Below are 16,263 nucleotides of genomic sequence, written 5' to 3'. Positions count from 1 at the left end.
AATTGGCTGGCCTGCCGACGCGGCGGGCCGGGCGGCCAATGTAGCGCGGCGCGAGCCGTCTAAGCTGCTGGCATCGCGTTTTTATAAAAAAGCCAAGGAGCTGCCCATGACCACTAACTGGCTCGACCTGCCCGCCGCCCCCGCCCTGCCGGGCCTGTTTGCCCGTGCCGCCGTGCGCCGGGGCGTGCGTGGGCAGACCTTGCCCGACCTGGGTTTGCGCTGCGCCATCAGCGTGGACGCCAAGAAGCTGGACCGTTATCGACAGATTTGCGGCTTCAACGACGACGGCCATCTGCCCCCGACTTATCCACATATCCTCGCCTTCCCCCTGCAAATGCAGTTGCTCACCGACCCCAGTTTCCCGTTCCCCTTGCTCGGCCTGGTGCACTTGGAGAACCGCATTCGCGGCGTGCGCCCGCTGGGCGGCATGGGCCCATTTATTGTCAGCGTGCACGTAGAAAACCTGCAGCCCCATGAGAAAGGCGCGGTGTTCAGTTTGATCACCCGCCTCGAAGACCAGCTCGGCCTGCTCTGGGAAGGCGATAGCCGCATTCTGTGCCGCGCCCTGAAACTCGGCGGCCAGCCGGCCGAACGCGGTGAAGAAATCACCCTGCCGCTGGAAGATATCGCGCACTGGCAGGCGCCAGCCGATATCGGCCGCCGATACGCTGCGGTCGCCGGCGACTACAACCCCATTCACCTGTCGGCCCTCAGCGCCAAGCTGTTCGGTTTTCCCCGCGCCATCGCCCATGGTCTGTGGAACAAGGCGCGCACCTTGGCCGCCCTGGGCGAGCGTGTGCCAGCCGCTGGTTACGTGGTGGAAGTGCGCTTTCAGAAGCCGGTGCTGTTGCCCAGCGCCGTGACGCTGCAAGCGAGCAACCCGGCCAGCAGCGGCCAGTTCAAATTGGTCGGCAATAACGATGTGCCGCATATGACCGGCAGCTGGCGAGTGATCTAGCTGCGTGAAACAATGCGGCTCTTCACTCAGGACAGCCGCATGAACCTCGAAGACCTCACCGCCCGCCTGCACGCCATTCGTGACAACAACGATTGGCGTGGTTTCCACAGCCCGAAAAACCTGGCCATGGCCGCCAGCGTGGAAATGGCCGAACTGGTGGAAATTTTCCAGTGGCTGAGCGAAGACCAATCACGCCAACTGCCCGCCGCCGAACTGGCCCATGCCGGCCAGGAAGTCGGCGATATCGTGCTCTACCTCTTGCTGCTGTGCAGCGAGCTGGGGCTGGATATGAACGAGGTGGTGCGCGCCAAGCTGGCCGACAGCGAGCGGCGGTTTGCCAAATGAGTGACCGTCACTTCGACGAACTGGCCACGCGTTTTGCCGAAAAAATCTATGGCGGCGCCAAGGGTGCCATTCGCCTCGCCGTGCTCCAGGCCGATCTTGCCGAGGCGCTGCCGGACCGGCCGCTGCGCATTCTCGATATCGGCGCCGGCCTTGGGCATATGTCGCTATGGCTGGCCGAGCGCGGCCACCACATCACCGTCACCGAACCCGCCGAACCGATGCTGCAAGGCGCCCGTGAACGCTTCGCTGCCGCCGGGCAAACCGCCACGTTTATTCAGGCGCCTTGGCAAGACCTGCTCGGCCAACTGACCGAGCGGTATGACGTGGTGGTCTGCCACGCCGTGCTGGAATGGCTGGCCGAACCCCATGCCATTCTGCCGGTGCTGCACCAGCTCACCGCGCCGGGTGGCTGGTTGTCGTTGGCGTTCTACAACAAGGACGCGCTCATTTACCGCAACCTGCTCAAAGGCCATTTCCGCAAACTGCGCAAACAGGAATACGCCGGCGAGAAACAAAGCCTGACCCCGCAAATGCCGTTGGACCCGCGGGAACTGGCGACGCAACTCGCTGCGCTTTGGCGAGTCGAAAGCCAGAGCGGCGTGCGGGTTTTTCACGACTATATGCCGCGCGATTTCCAACTCAAGGCCGAACTGGTCGACCTGCTGGAAATGGAATTGGCCCACCGCCGCCATCCGAGTTTTATGGGCCTTGGGCGTTACCTGCATTGGATTTGCCGCCCGCGCTAATCACCCAGGTGTAGCCGGCGGTTCTGCTGTTCAGGATAAGGAGTGCACGATGAACTGCCGTTTGCCTCTGCTGCTCTGCTGCCTTGGCCTGGCTGCCTGCCAGAGCCAGAACCCCTACACGCCCAGCTCCAACCCGCTGCCGCCAGCGCCCCCGCAGGCCGCGCAAACCCTCGACCTCAGCGCCTATCCGGCAGCCCCCCGCGACTACGGCCGCTACCAGACCTGGGCCTGGGAAGCCGGACACCTGCCCGGCGGCACGGCCGGCGCCACGCCTGAGCAGATGGCCGATATTCTCAGCAACAGCCTCGACCAGCGCGGCCTGCGCCCTGCGCGCCAAGGCGTGGTCGCCGACGTACACGTGCGCGCCGATGTGCACGTGGAGCGGCGCTTGCGCCAGGAACAGAGTGACGTCGGCACGTATTACGGCCGAGGCCCTTACGGCAACAATTACGGCGGCATGTACGGCAGCGTGCCGATCGTGCGGACCTACGAAGAAGAGGTGCAGGTGGTGCGCGTCGAACTGCTCGATGCACGCAATCAACAAAGCATCTGGAATGGCAGTGCCGAAACCAGTAACCGTGGTAGCCAGAGCGAGCGCGTGGATGCATTGCGCTCGGCAGTGAACAAAGCCCTTAGCGCGTATCCACCGCGCTAGAGGGTCTCAACCACGTCTAGACTGCAGTGCACGTTACCGCGCTGCGAAGGGAGATTCACCATGACTGCCCGCCTGCTGTTAGTGCCCGCCCTACTGTTGCTGGCCGCCTGCCAGAGCACCCAGCTCAACCAGGACTTCGACAAACACCGCGACTTCGCCGCCTACCGCAGCTTTACCTGGAAAGAGCCGGCGCTGCAGTACAGCCCCGATGACCCACGTATCAAGAGCGACCTCACCGAACAGCGCGTGCGCGATGCGGTGAGCGAGCAGCTTGATCAACGCGGTGTACGCCTGGCCCCGGCCGGCAGCAAAGGCGATGTAAACGTGCAGGCCTGGCTGATTGTGGAGAACAAGACCGACCAGGTGAGCACCAGCTACGGCGGCGCCTGGGGTGGTTACTGGAATGGCTATTGGGGCGGCCCGGCGTACACCGAAACGCGCAACGTCGATTACAAGGTCGGCACCGTGCAGGTGGACTTGTTCGACGGCAAGGATGGCAAGCTGGTGTGGCGTGGCAGTGCCGAACAGATAGTGCGGAACAACCAGACCAGTCCGGTTGAGCGTGAGACGGCGATTCGCGAGACGGTGGCCAAGATCCTCAGCCAATACCCGCCGCATTAAGCGATTCACCGAGGACCTTGCAGGAGAGGCTTCAGCCTCGATGCTTTTAACGATTAAAGGCATCGAGGCTGAAGCCTCTCCTACATGAAGCGCAGTGATTTATTCCCCGGTACGTTCCCGCTCCATCGCATCACCACTGGCCCGACGCTGATCTTCCAGCGTGCTGCCGGTACCGGTGCTCGAACCGGTGCCGCTCCCCGAATTGATTTGTTCACTGTTGTTCGTGCTGTTGGCGCCGTTGCCAGTGCCTGTGCCCGTACCGATGGCACCGCTGTCGTTGGTGTTGTTCGGGTTGTTGGTGCTGTTACCCACCGAACCGTTGGTGCTGGAGTTATTGGTGCCGCTCGACGGCGTGTTCTGCGTCGAGGTTGCCGATGGGTTGGAGCCCTGCACGGCTTTGGCGGGCGCGTTGGCGTCCAAGGCAAATGTCGGAGCGCTCAGGCCCAGCGCCAGCAGCATGGCCGCGCCCAGCAGGGCCGGCTTGTGGATAAGTCTGTTCATCGGTCACTCCGTGAGCCGCAGGCTCATTGTCTGGATGTACAGGTTGGAGCGGCGGCGCTCTGCAGGAGTGCAAGGTGTTGGACGAATGGTCGCTGCCACTTGGCAAAGTGCTATCAGCCAAGTAACGTTCCGGCTCAGGCAAGGAAGCCGACAGACAGACTGCTGCGCTTCCCGCCTTCTCGCCGGACTCAACGCTCATTGCACGCAGCTGACTGCATAAGGACTTGCCACCATGAACTATCGCTTTTTGCGCACCCTCTTCGCCGTGCTCGGCGCCGCCGTACTCACTGGCTGCGTTACCCACATCCCGTTCGACCAACAACTGCCCAAGCCGCAATACACAAAAAGTGGCGACGTGCTGATCAGCGTGATCGACAACCGTGATCGCGTTAAAGCCGGCAAGCCGCGCAACTTCATTGGTGTGGCCCATGGCAGTTTCGGTATCCCCTTCGACTGGACCGTGCCGCTGGTGCTGGACGTCGAAGACGGCGACAAAACCCGCGACCTCTCGGCCTTCCTCCAACACCGCCTGACCAATGGCCTGCAAAAACAAGGCTGGGCAGCGAAACCCCTTAATCTCACCAGCGTGCCCAGCGACGAGGAAGCCAAAGCGCTGCTGCTGCAAAACCATGCCGACAGCCTGATCGTGCTGGACATCAAAGAGTGGTACTTCAGCATCAATCTCAACTGGGTGTCGGACTTCAATTTCGATACCGACACCGATGTCTCGGTGTTCCGCAGCGAGCGCGGCCGAGTGGCGGAACGTCAGGTTAAAGAGCGCGACGTGATCACTGTCACGTCTGATTCTTCGCCGCAGAACAACATCCTCGGCGCCTACCGCGAGCAGTTGAAACAGCTGATGGAAGATTCCGCCGTGCAGACCGCACTGAAGGACTGATCCACCTGGCAGGCGGGCACTCGTTCAGGGTTGCCCGCCCCGCCACGCGGACTAAGCTGCCCATTCCGAGTCAGCCACTACGAGCCGCCAATGCCCCTGTTTAGCCATCGCCCCGCTGAAGCGGACGATTTGCCCACCGTCGTCGCCATTCCCCAGCACGCCGAAGAGTTGTTCTTCTGTTATCCCAAAGGCAGTTGGCCGTTCACGCTGGAACAGTTGAGCGAAGCAGTGGCCCAGCGCGAGGCCAGCACGGTGGTCGAGTTGGATGGCAACATTGCCGCCTTCGCCAATTTCTACACCTGCGTGCCGGGCGAGTACTGCGCGCTCGGCAATGTGATGGTGGCGAGCTGGGCGCGCGGCCAAGGCGTGGCGCATTACCTGATCGAGCAGATGGAACGGATTGCCCGTGAACGCTTTGCCGCACGGGAAATGCAGCTCAGCTGTTTCAACGCCAACACTGCCGGGCTGCTGCTTTATCCGGCGCTGGGGTATCAGGTGTATGGCGTGGAAGAGCGCCGCGATCATCTGGGAAATCGGGTCGCCCTCCTGCAATTTCGCAAGGCGCTGTGAGACGGGCGTAAGACATAGGTCTCGATGATAGCCTTTTGATATTTTTTTCCCGGCGAAAGCACTATGCTCGCGGGACGTTGTTCCTGTGATCACAAATCATGAAAGACGCCGAACTACCGCGCTCACCCCACACCTTTGCTCTCTGGCGTGAAGTACAGGACACCCGTGTACGCACCCGTTTAGGCGGTATCTACTACCTGCTGGCCTGGTTGCTTACCTGGCTCTTCAGCGCCAACCCATCTTCTCTGTTGCTCCCTGGTATCGCCGGCGGCGTACTGTTCGCGGCGCTGATGGCTGCCCGCTTGCTGCACACGCCGCCGCATGCGCAAGTGCAGGAAGAGCTGCAATGCTGGCTCGACCGCCATTGGGGCTTGGTGCTGCTGACCTCACTCTGCTGGGGCCAGGCGCATGCCTGGGCGCTGTATAGCAATGCGCTGAAAGAGTCGGCCATTATCGCCACCCTGGGCACCATCGCGTTCAGCACGGCGATGACCTTCAACTTCGCCATGCGTAAAAAGCGCGCTCTGGTCGCCATCCTGTTGCTCTATGTGCCCGGCCTGGTGGTGATGGCGCTGGACTGGCGCGACGGCCATTACGTGCTGATCACCCTGGTGTTCTACCTCAGCTACCTGCTGCTGGCGCTTAACCGCAGCCACCGCGAATACCTCGGCACCCTGGATCTGGAACTGCGTTTGCTGCAACAACAGGCCACCCTCGACCAGCTCAGCCGCACCGACACCCTGACCCAGCTAGGCAACCGCTACCAATTCAACAGCCTGTTCCAGAACATGGTGGCCGCCGCCAAACGCACCGGCGAGCCGCTGGCCCTGGTGCTGCTGGATATTGATTTTTTCAAGAAGGTAAACGACCAGCGTGGGCATGCCGGCGGCGATGCGTGCCTGAGTGAATTTGCCCAACAGATGCGTCAGGTATTCCGCCGCGACAGCGATGCGCTGCTGCGTTTGGGCGGTGAGGAGTTCGGCGTGCTGATGCCCAACACCACGCTGGAGCAGGCGCAGTTGATGGCCGAGCAATTTCGCCGCGACCTGGCCCGCAAGGGTATCGACCTGCAAGGTGAGCATTTGCCGTTGACCACCAGCCTCGGGGTCGGCCGGTTTGATCCGCTACTGGATGAAGATGCCGAAGCCTTCTTCAAGCGCGTCGACCGCGCCCTCTATCAGGCCAAACGCAATGGCCGCGATCGGCTGGAGCTGGCGACGGTCGACTGACGGCTGCTCAGGTTTCCAGCAGGAAGGTCACCGGGCCGTCGTTGGTCAGCGACACCTGCATATCCGCACCGAACTGCCCGGTCGCTACCACGGCGTGCTTTTGCCGCGCCTGGTTTACTAAGTAATCGAACAGCTCAGCACCCAGTGCTGGTGGCGCGGCGGTGGAAAACCCCGGGCGCAGGCCGCTGCGGGTATCGGCGGCCAAGGTGAATTGCGACACCAGCAACAAGCCGCCGCTCACATCGGTGAGCGACAGGTTCATCTTGCCGTCGGCATCGCTGAATACGCGGTAGTTGAGGAGTTTGTGCAGCAGCTTGTCGGCGCTGGCCGGAGTGTCTTGCGGCTCCACGCCGACCAGCACCAGCAGGCCCTGATCGATGGCGCCAATGGTTTCTCCGGCCACGTCCACCTTGGCGTGGGTGACGCGTTGAATCAGTCCCTTCATGCTTCTTCGGGCGACAGGTTGAGCAGGCGGCGGGCGATCTGATCAGCCGCACGCACCAGCGCGTCGGTAATACCCGGCTCGGCAGCGGCGTGGCCGGCGTCGCGGATAATCTGCAGCTCGCTGTTCGGCCAGGCCTGGTGCAGTTCCCAGGCGTTATCCAGCGGGCAGATCACGTCGTAACGGCCATGCACGATGATGCCCGGCAGGTGGGCGATCTTGTGCATGTCGCGCACCAATTGATTGGGCTCGAGGAAGGCGTTGTTCATAAAGTAGTGGCATTCCACCCGGGCAATCGACAACGCCCGCTGTGGCTCGCTGAAACGCTCGACCACCTGACTATTGGGGCGCAGCGTGGCTGTGCGGCCTTCCCAGGTCGACCAGGCTTTGGCCGCGTGCATCTGCGCAATCTGGTCGCTGCCGCTCAGGCGTTTGTAGAACGCGGACACCAGGTCGTCGCGCTCTTCCGGCGGAATCGGCGCGATGTAGTCCTGCCAGTAATCCGGGAACATCCGGCTGGCGCCCTCCTGGTAAAACCACTTGATCTCCTGCGGCCGGCACAGAAAGATCCCGCGCAAAATCAGCGCATGCACACGCTCAGGATGGGTTTGCGCGTAGGCCAGCGACAGGGTCGAACCCCACGAGCCGCCGAACAGCACCCACTTGTCGATGCCCAGGTGTTGGCGGATAACTTCGAGGTCGGCGACCAAATCCCAGGTGGTGTTGTTTTCCAGACTGGCGTGCGGGGTGGAGCGCCCGCAACCGCGTTGGTCGAAGGTGATGATGCGGTATTGGTTGGGGTCGAAGTAGCGGCGGCTGGCGCCATCGCAGCCGGCGCCGGGGCCGCCATGGATAAACACCACGGGCAGACCATCCGGTGTACCGCTTTCGTCGACATACAGAACGTGCGGTGCCTGCACGGCCAATTCGTGGCGCGCGTAAGGCTTAATCTCCGGGTACAAAGTCTGCATGCTGCACTCCCTTGTTGATAAAGACGGTGCCCCGCGCCCCCGATTAATTGGGGTAGATTTCCGGGCAACGCGCCTGAGCTCTGCCGGGCATCATAACCATGAAAACGGAGTTGAGCATGTCAGACCGGATAATTCCCTTGGCCCGCCTGTGGATTATCGCCCTGGCGTTGACGTTGATCGCCGGCTGTTCACCGAACAACCCGCAGGCCGCCCTGGAAAAGGCCGTTCAACAGTTGCAGGAGAACCTCGAAGCCAAGCGCACCAGCGCGGTGTTGGACCAACTGCACCCGGAATTCCGCGCCCAGCAGCAGTACGACAGCCAATGGGCGCAGCGCACCATGCTCGGGTTGTTTCTGCGCTATCAGAACGTGCGGGTAATTGCGCTGAGCAAGACCAGCACGCTGGATCCGGCGTCTTCAAGCAAGGGCTACACCGAGGCGCAGGTGGCGGTTACTGGCGCCGAGGGGCTGATTCCTGACAATGCCAATGCGTACGGCGTGAAGCTGGAATGGTGGCTGGAAGGTGGTGATTGGAAGCTGGCGCGGATTGATTGGAAGTAGGACGTCACCTTCAACATTCTGGATCCCCGCCTGCGCGGGGATGACGGTGTTTTCCCCCACATCGTCATTCCCGCGCAGGCGGGAATCCAGATTCGCGAACGTGGGCAGGGCTGTAATGTTCCTGCGCCCATTCCAAATACACCTGCAACAACCCCCTCAATACAACCTGCGCCTTCGCGGCCAACTCCGGCCGATAGGTAAACGGCGCCCGCTCATCCATATAGATGCACTGGCAGATTTCCAACTGCACGGCATGCACGTTAGCCGCCGGCTGGCCGTAATGCCGGGTGATATGCCCGCCCTTGAACCGTCCATTCAGCACATGGCTGTAATCCGGAGCTTGGGCACAGACCTGCACCAACCGCTGCGCCAACTCCGGGTCGCAGCTCGCGCCATCGTTGGTGCCGAGGTTGAAGTCCGGCAGCTTGCCGTCGAACAGTCGTGGCACCCGTGAGGCGATGGAGTGCGCGTCGAATAGCAACGCGTAACCAAACTCGGCCTTGAGCCGCGCCAGCTCGTTGGCCAGGGTCTGGTGATACGGCGTCCAGATGTCCTGCAAGTAACACTCACGTTCAAACGCCGACGGCTGGCCGCCTTCGATAAACAGCGGCTCGCCGTCGAACAGCGTGTCGGGATAAAGGCCGGTGGTGGCCGTGGCGTACAGCGGGCGGTCGTCGGCGGGGCGGTTGAGGTCGACTACATAGCGCGAAAAATTGCCGGCCAGCGTGCTGGCGCCTAGCTCCGCAGCAAAGGCGTAAAGCTGCGGAATATGCCAGTCGGTGTCTGGCAAACCTTGCGCTTGTGGCACCAGGCCGGCTTGCACCGCTGGGCTCAGTTGCAGGCCGGCGTGGGGCATGCTGATCAGCAGCGGCACTGTGCCTTGGGAAAAAACCAACGGTTGGTCAGACATCAATCACCTCCCGGCCATGGCGAATGACCCGTTTATGCAGCTCACCGCCCAGCCAGTACGAAAGCTCAGCGGGCTGCTCGATTTGCCAGGCGACAAAGTCGGCGACCTTGCCTACTTCCAGGCTGCCGTGGCTGGCGCCCAGCCCCAAGGCTTTGGCGGAATTGATCGTAACGCCGGCCAGCGCTTCTTCAGGCGTCAGGCGGAACAGCGTGCACGCCATATTCAGCATTAACCGCAACGACAAAGCCGGCGACGTGCCGGGGTTGAGGTCGCTGGCAATCGCCATGGCCACGCCCTGTTCACGCAGCAGCTGCACCGGCGGCAAATGGGTTTCCCGCAGAAAGTAGAACGCGCCCGGCAGCAGCACGGCGACGGTGCCGGCAGCGGCCATGGCCTGGGCGTCGGCCGGGGTCATAAATTCCAGGTGATCGGCCGACAGCGCCTGATAGCGAGCCGCCAGACTGGAACCGGCCAGGGCCGACAACTGTTCGGCATGCAGTTTTACCGGCAGGCCCAATTGCTGCGCCACGATAAACACCCGCTCCACCTGAGCGGGAGAAAACGCCAGGTGCTCGCAGAAGGCATCCACCGCATCCACCAGTTCTTCACCGGCCAGCGTCGGCAGAATCTCGCTGCACACCAGGTCGATATAGGCATCGCTGCGCCCGGCGTATTCCGGTGGTAGCGCGTGGGCGGCCAGGCAGGTGCTGCGTACGGTGACGGGCAAGGTGTCGGCGAGGCGGCGAGCCACCCGGAGCATTTTGCGTTCGTTGGCCAGGTCCAGGCCGTAGCCGGATTTGATTTCAATAGTGGTCACGCCGTCGCGCAACAAGGCCCGCACGCGCTGACTGGCGCTGGCCAGCAGTTCGTCTTCGCTGGCGGCACGGGTGGCGCGGACGGTGCTGGCGATACCGCCGCCGGCCGCGGCGATTTCGGCGTAGCTCACGCCCTGCAGGCGCTGCTCGAACTCGGCGCTGCGGTTGCCGCCGAAGATGGCGTGGGTGTGGCAGTCGATCAGCCCGGGGGTGAGCCAGGCGCCGTTGAGGTCGTGGCGTTGGGCGTAGTTAGCGTCTGGCAGGTCGGCATACGGGCCGATCCACTGGATCAGGCCGGCATTGGTGACGATGGCGGCGTTTTCGATGCTGGCGTAGCGGCCACCGGCCAGGGTGGCGGCGTGGCAGTTGAACCATAGGTGCTGCATGGAGGCCCTCCTGGCGCTAAGTGGTACGAAGATCGTGTGCCCTCTCCCGCAAGCGGGAGAGGGGTGAAAAGCCGTTGAGTTTGTTTTGGCCTACCCTCTCCCCCGGCCCCTCTCCCGTAAACGGGCGAGGGGAGCAAAACGAGGTTTACCGGGTAATCATCGGCAAATTCAAACCCTGCTCCTCAGCGCAATCGATAGCAACCTGATACCCCGCATCCGCATGGCGCATAACGCCGGTCGCCGGGTCGTTGTGCAGCACGCGGGCGATCCGCGCCGCCGCTTCGTCCGTACCATCACACACAATCACCATCCCCGAATGCTGGGAAAAGCCCATGCCGACGCCGCCGCCATGGTGCAACGACACCCAGGTCGCGCCGCTCGCGGTATTGAGCAGGGCGTTGAGCAGCGGCCAGTCGGACACAGCATCGGACCCATCGCGCATGGCTTCGGTTTCACGATTCGGGCTGGCGACCGAGCCGGAGTCCAGGTGGTCGCGGCCAATCACGATCGGCGCCGACAACTCGCCGCTGCGCACCATTTCGTTGAACGCCAGGCCCAGCTTGGCGCGCTGGCCAAGGCCAACCCAGCAAATCCGCGCCGGCAAACCCTGAAACGCGATGCGCTCGCGGGCCATGTCGAGCCAGCGGTGCAGGTGGGCATCGTCGGGGATCAGCTCTTTTACCTTGGCGTCGGTCTTGTAGATGTCTTCGGCATTGCCCGACAGCGCAGCCCAGCGGAACGGCCCCACGCCGCGGCAGAACAGCGGGCGGATATAGGCGGGCACAAAACCGGGGAAGTCGAAGGCATTGGTCACGCCTTCGTCTTTGGCCATCTGGCGAATGTTGTTGCCGTAGTCGAAGGTCGGCACGCCCATTTTTTGGAAGGCCAGCATGGCTTCAACGTGCACGGCCATCGAGCGCTTGGCGGCTTTCACCACTTCGGCCGGCTGGGTCTGGGCCTTGGCGCGATAGTCGTCCCAGGTCCAGCCGCTGGGCAGGTAGCCGTTGAGCGGGTCGTGGGCGCTGGTCTGGTCGGTGACCATATCCGGGCGTACGCCACGGCGGACCAATTCCGGGAGGATGTCAGCGGCGTTCCCGCAGAGGGCGATGGAGACCGCTTTGCCCTCGCCCGTGTACTTGGCGATACGCGCCAGGGCGTCGTCAAGGTCGCTGGCTTGCTCGTCGACGTAACGGGTTTTCAGGCGGAAATCGATGCGGCTCTGCTGGCATTCAATGTTCAGCGAACAGGCCCCGGCCATACCGGCCGCCAGTGGCTGCGCGCCGCCCATGCCGCCCAGGCCCGCGGTAAGTACCCACTTGCCGCTGAGGTTGCCGTTGTAGTGCTGGCGGCCGGCTTCCACGAAGGTTTCGTAGGTGCCCTGCACGATGCCCTGGCTGCCGATGTAGATCCAGCTGCCGGCGGTCATCTGCCCGTACATGGCCAGGCCCTTGGCATCCAGTTCGTTGAAGTGCTCCCACGTGGCCCAGTGCGGCACCAGGTTGGAGTTGGCGATCAGCACGCGCGGCGCGTTGCTGTGGGTTTTGAATACGCCGACCGGTTTGCCGGACTGCACGAGCAGGGTTTCGTCGTCTTCCAGGTCGGTCAGCGCTTTGACGATGGCGTCGTAGCACTCCCAGTTGCGCGCGGCGCGGCCGATGCCGCCGTACACCACCAATTCGTTGGGGTTTTCCGCCACCTCGGGGTCGAGGTTGTTCATCAACATGCGCAAGGGGGCTTCGGTCAGCCAGCTCTTGGCGGTGAGCTGTGTGCCACGGGCGGCACGGACCACGGTGTCTCGGTAACGGTTGGATGTGCTCATGACGGGCTCCCTGGCGCGGATGAAAAAATAAAGCGACCGCCGCATGCTGCACCACTTGTATATACAAGTAAAGCACAGCATAAACGACCGCCGCTTTTCACCACGCCGCCGCCCTTAGAAGCGGTAACGGTATTCCACTTCAAGCCCATATACCGGGCGCTGGCCCTCGAAGGTAGACGCACCGACCTGCGCCTGGCCGCCCACGCTGGCGTTTTCACTCAGGGCGTAGCGGTAACCGGCATACGTTGAAGGCACCAGGTCGCGCTTTTGCTGGCTGGCGGATAACGCGAACTGGCCGAGACCGGGAATGTCCGACTGGCCCTGGAAGTCCTCTGTGTTCTCGCTCAACAACCCATCCAGCGCCGCGCCCCAATGCAGGCTGGCCCGCGCACTCAGCGGCGTTTCTCCGCGTAGCGCCAGGGTGGCGTAGGTGACGTCGCTGCGGCTGCTGTCCACCCGCAAGGGCAACACCACGTTGCGCTCCTCAAAACCTTGGCGCCGGCTGTGCACGTGGGTGATGGCCAGTTCCGGGGTCAACAATGAGCGCTCCAGCGGCACGCCATAGCTGACCGCCAACCGGACCGCGTTTGAGCGAAGCCCCACGCGGGTTTCGGCCTGTTCCACATCGGCAGCGCGATTGCCACGATCGAATTGACTGTCACCGCCACTGCTGGCCAGGCTCAGGGCAGCGTTCCAGCCGATGCGGGCGGAGGGATCCTGCTGATAGGCGAGCCAGGCTGCCACGCCAAGTTGGCGGTCTTGCCGGGCGTCGCCGGCTTGCCAGCCGGCAGGGGCCAACGCCAGGCTCGCGCCGAGGGAGAAATGCGCGTCGAGACGCACCCCGCCCGCGAGCGTGCCCATTACCTGGCGGCTGTTTTCATCGCCGTCGCCCACCGTCACGTCACTGCCCAGGCTCAGGCAGTAGGTTTGCGCAGCGCCTGGGATGCAGAGCTTTTCGCTCAGGCTGCGGGCGCGGCGTACCTGGCTGTCGATCAACTGCGCGCTGCTGTTTGCCGCGCCGCCCACCGACTCCTGCACGTGGCCGAGGTCCTGCAGCACGAAGTCTTTCCAGATAAATGCGCGGTCGCCGTGGGCGTTATCGGCGGTACCGACAATCACCCGGCCATCGTCACTCACGCCGTTGGCAATGCTGTAGGTGCCGCCGCTGAGCAGCCCCAGGCTGACCATGCCGGTCTCGGCGGTCCAACGGAACGCGCGCTCGCTGTAATCAGCCAGGCTGGCGTTGCCGACCACCACCGAGCCATCGGCGCTGACGTCCTGAGCTGAACTGAGGGAGCCGCCCAACGAGCCGAGGTCCACCATTCCCGTGGCGGCCGTCCAGCGAAAGGCATAGGTACCGCTGCCGCCGACCACCACACTGCCATCGGCATTCACCCCCAGCGCACTGGAGCCGGCGTTGCCGTCCAAACTGCCGAGATCGAGCACAGAGCCATTCTCCCAACGCACCGCCCGGTTGCCGCTGGCGCTGCTGGCCGAAGTGCCCACCGCCACCGAGCCATCACCGCTCACCGCGTAGGCAACGCTCATTCCCGTGGAGGTCAGGCTGACCAGTTCCTGCATGCCCTGCCCCGCGGTCCAGCGAAAGGCGCGGCGCACGGTGGCGGCGTTGACGGCATCGCCCACGATCACACTGCCGTCATCGCTGGTGCCCCACGCTCGGCTGGTGTCGCCGCCGAGCGTACCGAGGTCGACCACCCCGGAAGCGGCATCCCAGCGAAAGGCCCGCTGCGCGCCATTCAGGCGCAACGTGCCGACCAGCACGCCGCCGTCACGGCTCATCGCATGCACGGAGCCGAACCCGGAATATGGAATGACCTTCACCAGACCGTCTTCGGCCGTCCAGTAAAACAGCCACTGGTTGTTCAGCGCGTCGCCGCCAAAGCCTGCGACCACCTGGCCGTCGCCGCTGATGGCAGTGCCCTGAGACGACGCGCCGCCGGGCAGCACACCCAGGTCATGCATCTGCGCGTAGGTGGGGGAGATAAACCAGAAGGCCAGCAACAAGGCAGAACAGCGACGCAGCGAGGGGAAGGGGTTCATAAAAAATGCCTACGCTAAAAAGAGCCGCCAGCATCTTCAGTGAGCCTTTATTGGTCTGTAGGGCGCTCCCTAAAGGTTAGTAATCCACCCCGGTAACACGCGCCCCATTCCCTACGTGGCCGGTGTCTGCACAAACACGGGCAATTGCTCGACGGCCTCTGTAAAGCTGGCCAGGGCCGGATAAACACTGCCCTGGGCCAATGCCGGCACCATCATCTGCGCAAACGACCAAGCGACCGCCACGCTGATCTGCGCCTGCCCCAGCGCGTTTTCCTGGGTGCTCAACGGCTGCTGCTCCAATTCCTGTTCCAGCGCTGCCCAGGCGCTCGCCAACTGGCCGTGCACCCGTTCCAGCCACGGTTCGTGAAGCTTTTCCGCCGGGCGCAGGTTGTGTTCGTACACCACCTGTACCGCTTTCTCGCAGGCGGCCAGAGCCAAGCCGGTCAGCCGAAACGCCCGCGCCCGTGCGCTGGCGGCGGCGGGCCACAGCTGCGCCTGGGGGTCGAGAAACGTGAGGATGAGGCTTGAGTCCATCAGCACCTGACCATCGTCCAGCACCAGCGTGGGCGCCTTGACCACCGGGTTGATCGCGCGAAATTGCGCGAAAGTGCTGAACACCGACAACGACTGATGCTCGACTTCCAGCCCGAGCACCTTGAGCCCGATCGCCACCCGGCGCACATAGGGCGAATCCAGCATTCCGATCAGCTTCATAGCCACTCCGTTATCCACGCTTAACCAGTCAAGCCACCCTAAAGCCTTTGCTCTCAGCCCGGTAGCGACATATTTCTACGCTTTGCGTTAGATTTACTGACATGAAAAACATCCCGCCGCTGACCACCCTCAAATGCTTTGAAGCCGCCGCCCGCCTGGGCAGCGTGACCCAGGCCGCGCGCGAGCTGCATGTCACCCATTCGGCCGTCAGCCAGCAACTCAGCAGCCTGGAAGACAACCTTGGCATCGCTCTGTTTATCCGCGAGGCGCGCGGCCTGCGCCTGACCGAAGCCGGGCGCCTGTATGCCCTGGAAATTCGCACCGCCTTGCAGGCCCTCAGCAGCGCCACGCACCAGGTGCAGGGCCGGCCGGATGACAACGAGTTGGTGATCGCCACCCTGGCCTCGTTCGCCTTGCATTGGCTAACCCCACGTCTGGCCGATTTTCGTGAGCGTTATCCCCAGTATCGGCTGCGGTTGCACACCAGCCTGGAACTGCAGGACCTGCGCCAAGGCTTCGCCGATATCGGCATTCGCATGGGCCGTGGACATTGGCCGGCGCTGGCGCAGAAAAAACTGTTCAACGATGAACTGCTGGTGGTCGCCGCGCCGCACTTTAAGACCGGCGCACGCCCTGAAACCCCGGCGCAAATTGCCGCAAGCCCGTTGCTCCACAGCACCGATGCGCCGTGGGCAGACTGGTGTCAAATTGCCGGCCTATCGTCCGACTCGCTTCAATCGCCTGCGCTAACTGCCAACGACTCCAACATCATCCTCGGCGCCGCGCTGGCCGGGCACGGCATTGCGCTGGAACGGCGCAGCCTGGTAGCCGGGCTGCTGACGCGCGGCGAACTGGTGCAGCTGTCGCCGTTGACCCTGCCCTACCCTTACCCCTATTGGCTGGTGTGGCAGCAACGAGACAGCCTGAGCCAGAAGCAGCTGCACTTCATCGACTGGATGCTCGGCCAAGTCCGCGCTGACCTGCCGCCAGCGCTGTAATTGGCGCCGCAGACCAGTTATCCGATCCCCCGCCAGACCTCTGTCAATTAACTGGCAAAACGAA

The 16,263-nt window shown here is 63.1% G+C and carries 18 protein-coding genes; 10 read left to right on the top strand and 8 right to left on the bottom strand.

The window, feature by feature from the left end:
* Positions 1–106 precede the first annotated feature (106 nt).
* The 5 genes from AC0V2S_RS02380 to AC0V2S_RS02360 are packed head-to-tail and all read left to right on the top strand — an operon-like array spanning position 107 to position 3,325.
* Entirely contained in the window at positions 107–958 is an 852-nt protein-coding gene (locus tag AC0V2S_RS02380; RefSeq protein ID WP_475508342.1) for a MaoC family dehydratase, read from the top strand.
* A 39-nt stretch (positions 959–997) separates the two neighbouring features.
* Positions 998–1,303, top strand: coding sequence for a MazG-like family protein (locus AC0V2S_RS02375; RefSeq protein ID WP_475508341.1), 306 nt, complete (start codon positions 998–1,000; stop codon positions 1,301–1,303).
* The gene (locus tag AC0V2S_RS02370) at positions 1,300–2,049 is read left to right on the top strand and encodes a methyltransferase (RefSeq protein ID WP_475508340.1); all 750 of its coding nucleotides are present in this window, start codon (positions 1,300–1,302) and stop codon (positions 2,047–2,049) included. The genes AC0V2S_RS02375 and AC0V2S_RS02370 overlap by 4 nt, the downstream gene beginning before the upstream one ends.
* A gap of 49 nt (positions 2,050–2,098) precedes the next feature.
* Positions 2,099–2,704 carry a DUF4136 domain-containing protein gene (locus AC0V2S_RS02365; protein ID WP_475508339.1) on the top strand — a complete coding sequence of 202 codons (606 nt, stop codon included), beginning with the start codon at positions 2,099–2,101 and terminating at the stop codon, positions 2,702–2,704.
* 60 nt (positions 2,705–2,764) lie between these two features.
* Complete coding sequence (locus tag AC0V2S_RS02360; protein WP_475508338.1) at positions 2,765–3,325, top strand: DUF4136 domain-containing protein; 561 nt, start codon at positions 2,765–2,767, stop codon at positions 3,323–3,325.
* 99 nt (positions 3,326–3,424) lie between these two features.
* Here the strand turns inward: AC0V2S_RS02360 and AC0V2S_RS02355 are convergent, their stop codons facing one another.
* Positions 3,425–3,826, bottom strand: a complete 402-nt coding sequence (locus AC0V2S_RS02355; protein WP_475508337.1) for a hypothetical protein — start codon at positions 3,824–3,826, stop codon at positions 3,425–3,427.
* A 232-nt stretch (positions 3,827–4,058) separates the two neighbouring features.
* Here AC0V2S_RS02355 and AC0V2S_RS02350 point away from each other — a divergent pair, with 232 nt between their 5' ends.
* The 3 genes from AC0V2S_RS02350 (at position 4,059) to AC0V2S_RS02340 (ending at position 6,523) form a co-directional block, all read left to right on the top strand.
* Positions 4,059–4,724, top strand: coding sequence for a YajG family lipoprotein (locus AC0V2S_RS02350; protein WP_475508336.1), 666 nt, complete (start codon positions 4,059–4,061; stop codon positions 4,722–4,724).
* Positions 4,725–4,814: 90 nt separating this feature from the next.
* On the top strand, positions 4,815–5,294 hold the full coding sequence (locus tag AC0V2S_RS02345; protein WP_475508335.1) for an N-acetyltransferase family protein: 480 nt from the start codon (positions 4,815–4,817) through the stop codon (positions 5,292–5,294).
* Positions 5,295–5,392: 98 nt separating this feature from the next.
* Positions 5,393–6,523: a GGDEF domain-containing protein gene (locus AC0V2S_RS02340; protein WP_475508334.1), complete on the top strand. Its 1,131-nt coding sequence runs from the start codon at positions 5,393–5,395 to the stop codon at positions 6,521–6,523.
* Between the two features lie 7 nt (positions 6,524–6,530).
* On the opposite strand, the gene dtd is transcribed toward AC0V2S_RS02340, so the two are convergent.
* Positions 6,531–6,968 (bottom strand): D-aminoacyl-tRNA deacylase, encoded by a 438-nt coding sequence (gene dtd / locus AC0V2S_RS02335; protein WP_475508333.1) that lies wholly within the window; start codon positions 6,966–6,968, stop codon positions 6,531–6,533.
* A complete protein-coding gene (gene pip, locus AC0V2S_RS02330; RefSeq protein ID WP_475508332.1) occupies positions 6,965–7,936 on the bottom strand; it encodes a prolyl aminopeptidase in 972 nt (323 codons plus the stop codon). The genes dtd and pip overlap by 4 nt, the downstream gene beginning before the upstream one ends.
* 116 nt (positions 7,937–8,052) lie before the next feature.
* Between pip and AC0V2S_RS02325 the strand changes: the two genes are divergently transcribed.
* Positions 8,053–8,496 carry a hypothetical protein gene (locus AC0V2S_RS02325; RefSeq protein WP_475508331.1) on the top strand — a complete coding sequence of 148 codons (444 nt, stop codon included), beginning with the start codon at positions 8,053–8,055 and terminating at the stop codon, positions 8,494–8,496.
* A gap of 64 nt (positions 8,497–8,560) precedes the next feature.
* On the opposite strand, the gene hutG is transcribed toward AC0V2S_RS02325, so the two are convergent.
* The 5 genes from hutG to AC0V2S_RS02300 all read right to left on the bottom strand — a co-directional run bounded on the left by hutG (position 8,561) and on the right by AC0V2S_RS02300 (position 15,201).
* Entirely contained in the window at positions 8,561–9,406 is an 846-nt protein-coding gene (hutG, locus tag AC0V2S_RS02320) for an N-formylglutamate deformylase (protein ID WP_475508330.1), read from the bottom strand.
* Positions 9,399–10,607 carry an imidazolonepropionase gene (gene hutI / locus AC0V2S_RS02315; protein WP_475508329.1) on the bottom strand — a complete coding sequence of 403 codons (1,209 nt, stop codon included), beginning with the start codon at positions 10,605–10,607 and terminating at the stop codon, positions 9,399–9,401. The genes hutG and hutI overlap by 8 nt, the downstream gene beginning before the upstream one ends.
* A gap of 145 nt (positions 10,608–10,752) precedes the next feature.
* The gene (hutU, locus tag AC0V2S_RS02310) at positions 10,753–12,426 is read right to left on the bottom strand and encodes a urocanate hydratase (RefSeq protein ID WP_475508328.1); all 1,674 of its coding nucleotides are present in this window, start codon (positions 12,424–12,426) and stop codon (positions 10,753–10,755) included.
* Between the two features lie 114 nt (positions 12,427–12,540).
* Positions 12,541–14,487 (bottom strand): hypothetical protein, encoded by a 1,947-nt coding sequence (locus AC0V2S_RS02305; protein WP_475508327.1) that lies wholly within the window; start codon positions 14,485–14,487, stop codon positions 12,541–12,543.
* A gap of 111 nt (positions 14,488–14,598) precedes the next feature.
* Positions 14,599–15,201: a glutathione S-transferase gene (locus AC0V2S_RS02300; protein WP_475508326.1), complete on the bottom strand. Its 603-nt coding sequence runs from the start codon at positions 15,199–15,201 to the stop codon at positions 14,599–14,601.
* A 101-nt stretch (positions 15,202–15,302) separates the two neighbouring features.
* Here AC0V2S_RS02300 and AC0V2S_RS02295 point away from each other — a divergent pair, with 101 nt between their 5' ends.
* Positions 15,303–16,199 (top strand): LysR substrate-binding domain-containing protein, encoded by an 897-nt coding sequence (locus AC0V2S_RS02295; protein ID WP_475508325.1) that lies wholly within the window; start codon positions 15,303–15,305, stop codon positions 16,197–16,199.
* Positions 16,200–16,263 lie beyond the last annotated feature (64 nt).

The organism is Pseudomonas sp. CC11G (assembly GCF_056174845.1).
The sequence above is the reverse complement of the archived record's forward strand: the minus strand, read 5'-3'. Positions and strand labels throughout refer to the sequence as shown.